The sequence below is a fragment of the Micromonospora maritima genome (genome assembly GCF_902825405.1).
GTDB lineage: Bacteria > Actinomycetota > Actinomycetes > Mycobacteriales > Micromonosporaceae > Micromonospora > Micromonospora maritima.
In genome coordinates this window covers 1-8643 of sequence record NZ_CADEAU010000223.1, presented here as the reverse complement: position 1 = coordinate 8643, position 8643 = coordinate 1, and the positions used below count along the sequence as shown (strand labels likewise).

11 protein-coding genes are annotated in these 8643 nt (G+C 72.6%); 5 read left to right on the top strand and 6 right to left on the bottom strand.

What is annotated here, in order from left to right; all coding sequences use genetic code 11:
• Positions 1–188 precede the first annotated feature (188 nt).
• Positions 189–650 carry an Lrp/AsnC family transcriptional regulator gene (locus tag HUW36_RS19335; RefSeq protein WP_174529462.1) on the bottom strand — a complete coding sequence of 154 codons (462 nt, stop codon included), beginning with the start codon at positions 648–650 and terminating at the stop codon, positions 189–191.
• Positions 651–918: 268 nt separating this feature from the next.
• On the opposite strand from HUW36_RS19335, the gene HUW36_RS19330 reads away from it, so the two are divergent.
• On the top strand, positions 919–1185 hold the full coding sequence (locus tag HUW36_RS19330) for a BldC family transcriptional regulator (protein WP_091565253.1): 267 nt from the start codon (positions 919–921) through the stop codon (positions 1183–1185).
• Between the two features lie 63 nt (positions 1186–1248).
• Here the strand turns inward: HUW36_RS19330 and HUW36_RS19325 are convergent, their stop codons facing one another.
• Positions 1249–1893: a UbiX family flavin prenyltransferase gene (locus HUW36_RS19325; protein ID WP_174529461.1), complete on the bottom strand. Its 645-nt coding sequence runs from the start codon at positions 1891–1893 to the stop codon at positions 1249–1251.
• Positions 1894–2063: 170 nt separating this feature from the next.
• Here HUW36_RS19325 and HUW36_RS19320 point away from each other — a divergent pair, with 170 nt between their 5' ends.
• The gene (locus tag HUW36_RS19320; protein WP_174529460.1) at positions 2064–3029 is read left to right on the top strand and encodes a terpene synthase family protein; all 966 of its coding nucleotides are present in this window, start codon (positions 2064–2066) and stop codon (positions 3027–3029) included.
• A 25-nt stretch (positions 3030–3054) separates the two neighbouring features.
• Here HUW36_RS19320 and mqnP read toward each other — a convergent pair whose 3' ends face one another.
• Together mqnP and HUW36_RS19310 are read right to left on the bottom strand one after the other, a co-directional pair.
• On the bottom strand, positions 3055–3981 hold the full coding sequence (mqnP, locus tag HUW36_RS19315) for a menaquinone biosynthesis prenyltransferase MqnP (RefSeq protein WP_425487246.1): 927 nt from the start codon (positions 3979–3981) through the stop codon (positions 3055–3057).
• Positions 3957–5420 carry a menaquinone biosynthesis decarboxylase gene (locus HUW36_RS19310; RefSeq protein ID WP_174529458.1) on the bottom strand — a complete coding sequence of 488 codons (1464 nt, stop codon included), beginning with the start codon at positions 5418–5420 and terminating at the stop codon, positions 3957–3959. Before HUW36_RS19310 ends, mqnP begins: the two co-directional genes overlap by 25 nt.
• A 125-nt stretch (positions 5421–5545) precedes the next feature.
• On the opposite strand from HUW36_RS19310, the gene HUW36_RS19305 reads away from it, so the two are divergent.
• Positions 5546–6439 (top strand): alpha/beta fold hydrolase, encoded by an 894-nt coding sequence (locus HUW36_RS19305; protein ID WP_174529457.1) that lies wholly within the window; start codon positions 5546–5548, stop codon positions 6437–6439.
• Between the two features lie 110 nt (positions 6440–6549).
• Here HUW36_RS19305 and HUW36_RS19300 read toward each other — a convergent pair whose 3' ends face one another.
• Positions 6550–7104, bottom strand: coding sequence for a carboxymuconolactone decarboxylase family protein (locus HUW36_RS19300; RefSeq protein WP_174529456.1), 555 nt, complete (start codon positions 7102–7104; stop codon positions 6550–6552).
• 63 nt (positions 7105–7167) lie between these two features.
• Here HUW36_RS19300 and HUW36_RS19295 point away from each other — a divergent pair, with 63 nt between their 5' ends.
• Positions 7168–7638, top strand: a complete 471-nt coding sequence (locus tag HUW36_RS19295; protein WP_174529455.1) for a MarR family winged helix-turn-helix transcriptional regulator — start codon at positions 7168–7170, stop codon at positions 7636–7638.
• A 16-nt stretch (positions 7639–7654) separates the two neighbouring features.
• Entirely contained in the window at positions 7655–7882 is a 228-nt protein-coding gene (locus tag HUW36_RS19290; protein WP_246248228.1) for a hypothetical protein, read from the top strand.
• Here the strand turns inward: HUW36_RS19290 and ccsB are convergent.
• Positions 7875–8643 (bottom strand): c-type cytochrome biogenesis protein CcsB (gene ccsB / locus HUW36_RS19285; protein WP_174529454.1); only part of this gene is annotated, 769 nt, incomplete at its 5' end. The two genes, HUW36_RS19290 and ccsB, sit on opposite strands and share 8 nt — an antisense overlap.

Here is an 8643-nt window from a genome sequence, read left to right as displayed (position 1 = left end):
CCAGCCGTCGGCGTGCAGCGCGGCGGCGATGGCCCGGCCCAGCCCGCCGGCCGCCCCGGTCACCACGGCCGCGCCGCGCGTCGAGGTCGTCATCGGCGCACGGTAACGCCCTTCGGCGGCCCGGGCCAGGGCCTCTCACGCGCCAGGGACGCGTCGGGTTCGTCGCGGCCGGGAACGACGCGCCCGGCTCAGGAGGTGGTCGGCGGTTCGAGGGGCTGCGGCCGGTTCTCCCACTTGGTCGACAGCGCGATGCCGGTGCGGGTGGAGGCGACCCCGGGGGTCCGGTTCAGCCGGACGATCAGCTGCTCCAGCTCGGCGATGGTGCCCACCCGGGCCTTGAGCAGGAAGGACTCCACGCCGGCCATGAAGTAGCAGGACTCGATCTCGGGGATCTGCCGGAACGCTTCCAGCACGTCGTCGGTGTCCGCGTCGGAGTCCTCGATGATGCCGATCAACGCGGTCACGCCGAGCCCGATCGCCTCCGGCTCGACCTCGGCCCGGTAGGCCCGGATCACCCCGCTGGACTCCAGCTTGCCGACCCGCTCGTGCACGGCCGGGGCGGAGAGACCGACCTGCCGGGCCAGTTCGGCGTACGACAGGCGGGCGTTGCCGCGCAGCAGCTCCACGAGGCTCAGGTCGATCGTGTCCACGGAGAGTGACCCTATCCGTTTGGGCGTCACCGGACGCGCTCGGCACCCGTTGAACATGACGTCACGTCGCCATTCACAAACGTGCGGTCACGGGGGTTCTACGCCGGTACCATTTACTAACTTCTCAGTGTGTGCGTTTTTCGCGTTTGGCGGACACGCCCGGTCGCTGGTGCTGTAATTGCCATACGTCCCTCATGACGGCTCTGGGCTCGCACCGGCCGGGGGCAGTGTGTTCAGCCGGGGGCTTCGTCGACGCGAGGAGGGGGCTGTGGACACTGGAGATCGCCTGCTGACACCGGGTGAGGTCGCTGCGCTGTTTCGGGTTGACCCGAAGACCGTGACCAGATGGGCAGCGGCCGGCCGGATAGGCAGCATCCGGACTCCAGGCGGGCATCGCCGGTTTCGGGAATCCGAGGTGCGAGCCCTGCTGGAAGGGGAGGGCATGCTGGACGAGGCGGACGACATGGGCAAGGCCCGCAACATGGGTCCGACCGCTTCCACCGGCCCCGGCCCGGCGAACGCCGGCATGTACTGAACGAGCGGGGCGCGGTCCGGCCGGTGGGCCGGGCCGCGCCCCGTCCGGTGTCCCGGCGGGCCGTCAGGCCGGGTCCGCGTCGCGCCGGGCCGCGGCCAGGTCGCCGGACCACCGCCGGAACAGCGTGTGCGGGACGCCGAGCGCGTCGAGCACCTTGCCGGCCACGAAGTCGACGAGCTGCGCGGCGGAGGCCGCCGCGCCGGCGCCGTAGAAGCCCGGGCTGGCCGGCAGCACCACCGCGCCGGCGTCGTGCAGCGCGATGAGGTGCTCCAGGTGGCTGCGGGTCACCGGGGTCTCCCGGGGCACGACCACGACCGGCCGGCGTTCCTTCAGGTTCACCTCGGCGGCGCGCTGGAGCAGGTCCTTGGAGAGCCCGATCGCGATGCCGGCGCAGGCCGCGGTGCTGGCCGGCACGACCGCCATCCCGCGTACCGGGTAGGAGCCGCTGCTGGGGCCGGCCGCCAGGTCGCCGGCGGGCCAGTGCCGCAGGTCCGCGTCGGTGAGGTCGCGGTCGAGCCAGGCGGCCAGGTCCTCGGACCAGTGGGCGTCCCGGAACGGCCGGCCGGTCTCGTCCAGGACGGTCAGCCGGGCCGCCCGCGACACGATCAGGTCCACCGCCTGGCCGGCGTCGAGCAGGCCCCGGACGACAGCCGCCGCGTACGGTGTGCCGGAGGCGCCGGAGACGCCCACCACCCATGGTTCGCGCATGCCGTCAAGCCTGCCTGGTCGCCGGGGACGGCCGGGAGTCGACCCCCGGGACACCGGCCCGGACCGTCCCGCTTTCGGCGTGCCCGGCCCGGATGTCCACCGGGTCGGCGGGCCGTTCCGCGGCGTGCGATTCTCTGATCGGCGATCCACATCCATGGAAGGGCCCGGTGATGACGGCGGCGGTGCTGCGGGCGCTGCGCTCCGACTGCCCCATCGCGCCCGGGATCTCCCCGCACGCCGACGCGGTGCAGGGCTGGCTGGTCGGTCAACTCGACCGGCTCGGCCTGCCGTTGGACCCGGCCACCCGGCAGCGGCTGGCCCGGGCCGGCTTCGCCCGCTACGCCGGCCGGCTCTATCCGGACGCCACGGAACCCGACCTGCGGGTGCTGACCGCGTTGTTCACCTGGTTCTTTCTCGTCGACGACGCCTGCGACGGACCGGACCGGCTGGCTCCGGCGCAGATCCGGGCGCTCCGCGACGGCACGCTGGCGCTGCTGCGCGAGGGTCCCCGGGCCCGTCATCCCGGCTTCTCCGGCCCGCTGCGCCGGCTGCTGGTCCAGGCCTGGCGCGAGCCCCGTCGCCGGATGCCGTCGCGCTGGCGGCTGCGGTTCGCCGACGCCGTGGCCGACCACCTCGACGGCGTCGCGCGGGAGTCGGCGGCCACCACGGCCGGCCGGCCGCCGGGCGTCGCCGAGTACGTGCAGCTGCGCCGGGCCACCTCGGCCGCGTTCGTGTCGTACCCGCTCATCGAGTTCGCCTCCCGGCGGCCGCTGCCCGACGCGGTCTACCACCACCCCGCGCTGCGCCGCCTCGCCGAACTCGCCAACGACCTGCTGTCGTGGTTCAACGACATCGCCTCGCTGGAACGCGACCGCGCCACCGGCGGCGGGCACAACCTGGTGTTGGCGGTGGCTGCCGAGCGGGGCGTGCCGCTGCCGGTGGCGGTCGACCTGGTCGCGGGGCACTGGCGCGCCGAGATGAGCCGGTTCAGCGCGCTGCGCGCGGCGGTCCCGTCGTTCGGCCCGGCGCTGGACGAGGCGGTCACCGCCCATCTCGACGGGGTGGCCGCCGCCGTGCGCGGCACCATCGACTGGACGCTGGAGAGCGCCCGCTACCCGGCGGCCGTGACGCCCTGAGCCGGCCGCCGGCCCGTCGGCCGGGTCACGGCCGCAGGCCGAGCCGCACCACGAGGTCGAGCAGCGCGAGGACGAACAACGCGATGCCGACGAAGCCGTTGGCGGTGAAGAACGCCCGGTTGACCTTGCTCAGGTCGGTCGGACTGACCACCAGGTGCTGGTAGGCGAAGGCGACAGCGGTCAGCGCCAGCCCGATCCACCACAGCCAGCCGAAGCCGACCCAGGCGCCGAACCAGATGAACAGCGCGAACGTCACCACGTGCGCGACGGTCGAGGCGTGCAGCGCGAAGCGCCGACCGTACCGGGCGGGGACGCTGTGCACGCCGATCTCCCGGTCGATCTCCGAGTCCTGGCAGGCGTAGATCAGGTCGAAGCCGCCGATCCAGAGGCCGACGGCGGCGCCGAGCAGCCACGCCGGACCGGAGCCGTCGAGCGTGCCTGTCACCGCCAGCCAGGCGCCGACCGGGCCGACCGCCTGGGCCACCGCGAGGATGGCGTGCGGCCAGTTGGTGAAGCGCTTGCCGTACGGGTAGACCACCAGCGGCACCACGGCCAGCGGCGCGAGCGCCAGGCAGAGCGGGTTGAGCAGGGCGGCGGCGGCCAGGAAGACCACGAGCGCGACGGCCGCGCCGGTCCAGGCCGTCCGCACGCTCACCGCCCCGGTGACCAGTTCCCGGTTCGCGGTACGCGGGTTCCGCGCGTCGATCCGCCGGTCGAGGATCCGGTTCGCGGCCATGGCGAACGTGCGCGCGCCCACCATCGCCACGGTGATCAGCAGCAGGTCGAGCCAGCGGACCCGCCCGCCGTCGAGCTGCATGGCGGTCAGCGCCGACAGGTACGCGAACGGCAGCGCGAAGACCGAGTGCTCGATGGCGACGAGCTTGAGAAAGGACGACACCCGGCCCGGGCGCTCCTGGACTGCCGCCGTCATCGGATCCCGTATTCCTTCCAGCGCTTGTCGACGAGCGAGACCACCTCGGGCGACATCCGCATCTCCTCCGGCCAGCCCCGCGAGTAGCCCTCCTCGGGCAGCTTGCGGGTCGCGTCGACGCCCGCCTTGCCGCCCCAGAACTGCTGGTAGGACGCGTGGTCCAGGTGGTCCACGGGCCCCTCGGTGAGCAGCAGGTCGCGGGCGTAGTCGACGTTGCCGAAGGCGCGGAAGGCGACCTCGTTGTAGTCGTGCACGTCGCAGTCCTCGTCGACGATCACGATCAGCTTGGTCAGCGACATCATGTGCGCGCCCCAGATCGCGTTCATCACCTTCTGCGCGTGCTTCGGGTAGCGCTTGCGGATCGACACGATCGCGCAGTTGTGGAAGACCCCGGCGGCGGGCAGGTCGTAGTCGACGATGTCCGGGATGAGGAAGCGCAGCAGCGGCGCGAAGATCCGCTCGGTGGCCTTGCCGAGGCCGTGGTCCTCCTGCGGCGGCTGCGACGTGACGATCGAGTGGTAGACGGGATCACGCTGGGTGGTCATGCACTCGATGTGCAGCACCGGGAACGGCTCCACCGGCGTGTAGAAGCCGGTGTGGTCGCCGAACGGCCCCTCGGGCAGCCGCTCGCCGGGCTCCAGGTAGCCCTCCAGCACGATCTGCGCGTGCGCCGGCACCTGGAGCGGCACGGTCAGGCAGTCGACCATCTCGACCCGCTCGCCCCGCAGGAAGCCGGCGAACAGGTATTCGTCGATGTCGGCCGGGAGCGGCGCGCTGGCGGAGTACGCGACGGCCGGGTCGGCGCCGATGGCGATGGCCACCGGCAGCCGCTGCCCGAGCCGTTCGGCGACCGCGTGGTGCGCGGTGGAGTTCTTGTGGATCTGCCAGTGCACCCCGAGTGTGTTGCGCGAGTGCTGCTGGAGCCGGTAGAGCCCGAGGTTGCGCTTGCCGGTCTCCGGGTGCTTGGTGTGGGTCAGCCCGAAGTTGTGGAAGATGCCGCCGTCGCCGGGCCACACCTGCAACCCGGGCAGCCGGTTCAGGTCGACGTCGTCGCCGCGGTAGACCACCTGCTGGCAGGGGGCGGTCTTCACCTTCTTCGGCGGCATGGACTTGAGCTGCATGACCTTGCCGAGGCCGCCCATCATCCCGGCGAAGCCCTGCGGCAGCTCCGGCTTGAGCATCTCGCCGATCCGCTCGCCGATCTCGTCGAGCCGCTCGACGCCGAGCGCCATGGCCATCCGCTTCTCGGTGCCGAACAGGTTGATCACCACAGGCATCTCGCCCCGGGTGGGCCGCTCGAACAGCAGCGCCGGCCCGCCGTCGCGGACGGTCCGGGTGACCACCTCGCTGATCTCCAGCGTGGGGTCGACCGGGACGCTCACCCGCCGCAGTTCCCCGGCGCGCTCCAGCGCCGCGACGAAGTCCTTGAGATCGTTGTACGGGAAGCCACGAGCCGCCATGCCTCCATCCTCCCCCACCCCCCTGAGGTGCAAGGAAGGGCCCCTTCTTAACGCGTGCGGTAGAGGCGGGGCCCCCTCTTAACACCCCGGCCGCATGGACGGAGGCCAGCCGGGTAGTCCGTGGCATGGGCGGCGAACGGGTACCGGCCGGCTTCACCGAGCAGCGGGTACGGGTCGGCGAGGTGACCTGGAACTACGTCCGGGGCGGCCGGGGGCCCACGCTGGTGCTGCTGCACGGCTACCCGCAGTGCTGGCGCATGTGGCGGCACCTGCTGCCGGAGCTGGCGCGGTCGTACGAGGTGATCGCTCCCGACCTGCGCGGCTTCGGTGACAGCGACGCCCCGCCCGGCGGGTACGACAAGAAGACGGTCGCCGCCGACCTGCACCGGCTGCTGACCGGGCTCGACCTGGCCGAGGAGATCCGGCTGGTCGGGCACGACCTGGGCACCATGGTCGCGTACGCCTATGCCGCCGCCCACCCCGACTCCGTCGCCCGGCTGGTGCTCAGCGAGGCGCCGATCCCCGATGAGAGCATCTACACGATTCCCGCGCTGACCGCCGCCGGCCCGGCGGTGTGGAACTTCGGTTTCTTCAACGTCCCCAACGGCCTGCCCGAGCGGCTCGTCGCCGGCCGGGAGGCGCTCTGGGTCGACCGGTTCACCGACTCCATCATGGTCCACAAGGGCAGCCTCGGCCCGGACGAGATCGAGGAGTACGCCGGTCACCTGCGCGACGAGGCGCACCTGCGGGCCAGCTTCGGCTACTTCCGGGCGTTCGGACAGGACGTCGCGGACAACGCGGCGTACCGGGGGACGAAGTTGCCGATGCCGGTGCTCGCCATCGGCGCGCAGGCCAGCCTCGGCGGGCAGGTGGCCGAGCAGGTGCGCCGCTATGCCGACTCGGTCACCGGTGCGGTGGTCGAGGACTGCGGCCACTGGCTCTTCGAGGAACGACCGGCGAAGCTCGCCGCCCTGCTGCTGCCCTTCCTGCGGGGCGGCCCTGCGGCACAGCCCGGCTGACGCTCCTGACCGAGTAGGGGGACAGCCGCATCGCCCGGTGCGTCTGTCTCGCGGGGTGCTCCACACCGCCGTCGAGGATCTGCACCGGCTCAACGCGCGCGACGCCCAACTCAGGCGGCCGGCGTCCAGGCGTACCGGGTCAGGGGTTCGTCGAGCGGCGCGGCGGTGAGCCGGTTGGCGAAGGTCGAGATGGTGTACGTGCCGACGCCGAGCACCACGTCGAGCGCGTGCCGGGACTGCCAGCCGGCGGCGAGCAGCGCGTCCAGCTCGGCGTCTCCGACCGCACCCCGGTGGTCGAGCACGGCGACGGTGAAGCGGCGCAGCGCCTCCAGCCGCGGCTCGGGCAGCGTCGTCCCGTCGCGCAGCGCCGCGACCAGCTCGGGCGCGGCACCGTGCCGGATGAGCGTGGCGGTGTGCATGGCCACGCAGAGGTGGCAGCCGTTGCGGGTGGCGACGGTCAGCACGACCACCTCCCGCGCGACGGGGTCGAGGTCGGTGGCCTCGAAGGCGGCGTTGGCGGCGAGGAAGCCCTTGAGCAGCTCGGGCGATCCGGCCATCAGGCCGACGGCGGCGGGCAGGTGGCCCAGGGCGCGGCGGACGCCGGCCATCACCGGGCGGGCGGCGTCGGGCGCGGTGTCGAGTTCGTACGCGGTGAAGTGGGACATCGGAGGACCCCTCTCGTAAGATAGTCAACGTGGTTGACGGAATAGTAAACGAGGTTGTCGAACATGACAACGCCTGACCGCCCCGGCTTCGCGCTGCCACTGCTCCTGCTCGCCGGCTTCCGCACGCTCGTCGACGACCTGCACGCCGAGCTGGCCCGCCAGGGGCACCCCGACCTGCGCCCGGCGCACGGCTTCGTGCTCCAGGCCGTCGGCCCGGCCGGCACCACCGCCTCCGACCTCGGGCACCGCCTCGGCGTTTCGAAGCAGGCCGCCGGGAAGACGGTGGACCGGCTGGTCGCGCTCGGCTACCTGGAACGGGTCGACGACCCGGCGGACGCGCGCCGCAAGCTGGTCCGGGTGACGGCGAAGGGCCGCGACGGGCTGCACCGCTCCGCGGCCGTCTTCGACCAGTTGCGCGGGCGGTGGGCCGCCACGCTCGGCGTCGACCGGGTCACCGCCATCGAGGACGACCTGCGCCGGATGGTCCCGGCCGACGTGTTCCGCCTCGACGTCCCCGGCTGGTTCGGCGGGTGAGGAAATCCTCCGCCCCTTGACCGACGGTCCGGAGCGGGCGCCGAATGGACGGATGGACGACGCGTACGTGGTGGGAGATCCGGACGGCCTGACCCCGCTCCAGGCCGAGATCCGGGACGCGGTGGCCCGCGAGCTGCACGCCCAGTTCGCGCTGCGGGCCGACCGCCTCGACCTGGCCGACCTGCCCGAGGTGGCCTACCAGGTCACCCGGCGGGTGGACGAGGTGCTGAGCCGGATCAGTTGACCCCGGCGTACGAGTGCAGGCCGGTGAAGAAGAAGTTCACCCCGAACAGGTTCATCAGCACGGTCAGGAAGCCCACGATGGCGATCCAGGTGGCCACGTTGCGCCGCACGCTCGGCGTCGCCCGGGCGTGCAGGTAGCCCGCGTAGACCACCCAGGAGATGAACGCCCAGGTCTCCTTCGGGTCCCAGCCCCAGGCCCGGCCCCAGGCCGCCTCGGCCCAGATCGCCCCGGCGATCACCGCGAAGGTGAAGATCGGGAAGGCGAAGGCGTGCAGGGTGAAGGTCAGCCGCTCCAGGCCGGCCGCCGCCGGCAGCCGGCGGGCCAGGGTGTACGGGAAGCTGCGCCGCCCCTGCTCCCAGCCGGCCCGCATCAGGTACGCGGCGGCGGGCACCACGCCCAGCAGGAAGATGCCCGAGGCGAAGATGATCGTCGACACGTGGATGATGAACCAGTACGACTGGAGCGCCGGCATCAGCGGCTGCACCTGCACGTAGAGCTTCAGCTCGGCGAACGCCAGCAGCAGCACCATCACCAGCGTCAGGAACAGCCCGAGCCGGCGCAGCGACGGCTGCTTCCAGAGCACCACGAGCCAGGCAGCCACCCCGATCCAGGTGACCGTCAGCACGAACTCGTACATGTTGCCCCAGGGCATCCGCTCGGCGGCGAGGCCCCGGGTGACCACCGCGCCCAGGTGCAGCGCGGCGGCGAGCGTGGTGAGCCAGGCGGCGATCCGCCCGGCCAGGGCGGCCCGCGCGGCCGAG

Bases quoted from the DNA above. Each gene is read 5' to 3' on its own strand.
- HUW36_RS19305 (WP_174529457.1), top strand. From the start codon at position 5,546: ATGGGCGGCGAACGGGTACCGGCCGGCTTCACCGAGCAGCGGGTACGG.
- HUW36_RS19295 (WP_174529455.1), top strand. From the start codon at position 7,168: ATGACAACGCCTGACCGCCCCGGCTTCGCGCTGCCACTGCTCCTGCTC.
- HUW36_RS19310 (WP_174529458.1), bottom strand. From the start codon at position 5,420: ATGGCGGCTCGTGGCTTCCCGTACAACGATCTCAAGGACTTCGTCGCG.
- HUW36_RS19325 (WP_174529461.1), bottom strand. From the start codon at position 1,893: ATGCGCGAACCATGGGTGGTGGGCGTCTCCGGCGCCTCCGGCACACCG.
- HUW36_RS19320 (WP_174529460.1), top strand. From the start codon at position 2,064: ATGACGGCGGCGGTGCTGCGGGCGCTGCGCTCCGACTGCCCCATCGCG.
- HUW36_RS19300 (WP_174529456.1), bottom strand. From the start codon at position 7,104: ATGTCCCACTTCACCGCGTACGAACTCGACACCGCGCCCGACGCCGCC.